This is a genomic window from Chromatium okenii (assembly GCF_016583745.1).
Taxonomy (GTDB): domain Bacteria; phylum Pseudomonadota; class Gammaproteobacteria; order Chromatiales; family Chromatiaceae; genus Chromatium; species Chromatium okenii.
In genome coordinates this window covers 1-1,676 of record NZ_NRRQ01000085.1, presented here as the reverse complement: position 1 = coordinate 1,676, position 1,676 = coordinate 1, and the positions used below count along the sequence as shown (strand labels likewise).

Genomic DNA, 1,676 nt, shown 5'->3' with positions numbered 1-1,676 from the left:
TGCACAGCGGTTTAATTAGCCCGGAGCAATTGCCGTTCAAATATCAATACGAAATTCACGCCAATGAAATTGTGCTGTTGGCATATTACATCGCGGCAATCAACATTGAATCCAGTTATCACAGTTTGGTCGGCGGCAATTATCAACCGTTTGGCGGGATTTGTTTAACCGATACGTTCCAGCTTTATGAAAAAGGCGATTTATTGGATGAACTGCTGGCTGAAAATAGTTCGCGGCGACACAAGCAAAAACAGTTACCGGTGCGGGTGATTATTGGCAATCCGCCATATTCCGCTGGACAAGCCAGCGCCAATGATAACAATGCCAATTTGCGCTACGCAGGTTTGGATGAACGTATCCGCACCACCTATGCCGAACGCTCAACAGCAACCAATAAAAATGCGCTTTATGATAGTTATATTCGCGCTATTCGCTGGGCATCAGATCGGATTGGTGACGCTGGCATCATCGGTTTTGTGACGAATGCCGGTTGGTTAGAAGCAAATACAGCGGACGGTTTGCGGCAGTGTTTAGCAGAAGAATTTAGCAGCATTTATATTTTTCATTTGCGCGGCAATCAACGCACGGCTGGTGAATTATCGCGCAAAGAAGGTGGCAAGATTTTTGGCAGTGGCAGCCGTGCGCCAATTGCAATCTCGTTGTTGGTTAAAAATCCGAAGGCGGCACAACACGGTCAGATTTATTTACACGACATTGGCGATTATTTAAGTCGCGAGGAAAAGTTAGACAAAATCAACGTTTTTGTAAGCGTTGCTGGTATCTCTGAAAACACTGGCTGGCAAGCAATCACACCAGATCAGCACGGCGATTGGTTGAATCAGCGCAATGATGATTTTTCTGATTTTATCGTGCTGGGAAACAAAGATGATAAAACGGCGCTTGCATTGTTTGCGAATTACTCACGCGGATTAGAAACAAGTCGTGATGTGTGGTGTTACAACAGTTCGCACAATCAAGTTGCAGAAACTATGACGCGGATGGTTGCATTTTATAACAATGAAGTGCTGAGATTTCAGAATGCACACGGAGCATTGAATAAAAAACAACGTGAAGAAATTGTTGCAGATTTTATTAACAAAGATTTTACAAAAATCAGTTGGTCAAGCAGTTTAATTCCCGATTTAGTAAACTTTAACAATGGTTCATTTGACAAAATAAAAATACTTCAGTCGTTGTATCGTCCATTTAGTAAACAGTGGCTTTATTATGACAGCATGTTTAACCATCGAACAGCACAAATGCCCCGCATTTTTCCTGATGCGACGGCGGAAAATATGGTGATTTGTATTACAGGAATAGGCACAAATAAAAGATTTTCGTGTTTAATTGCAAATGCGTTGCCAGATGTACAGTTAAAATTTAACGGTCAATGTTTCCCGCTCTATTTATACGACGAGCCAGCACCAGCAACGAGTGACGCCAGTTTATTTGCAACGGAATCAACCCGCACGCGCCGCGATGCAATTACCGACGCAGGGTTAAACCATTTCCAAACGGCTTATCCAGATGCAACGCTCAATAAAGAAGACCTGTTTTATTATATTTATGGTTTGCTGCATTCGCCGGAATATCGCACCAGTTATGCCGACAATTTGAGCAAAGAATTACCGCGCATTCCGCGAGTGAAAACTGCTGCGGATTTCTGGGCATTTAGC

At 43.1% G+C, this 1,676-nt stretch carries 1 protein-coding gene; it reads left to right on the top strand.

From position 1 onward, the window contains the following. Window positions 1-1,676, top strand: a 1,676-nt coding sequence (locus tag CKO12_RS14205) for a type ISP restriction/modification enzyme (protein ID WP_338032764.1), incomplete at both ends; no start/stop codon positions are given.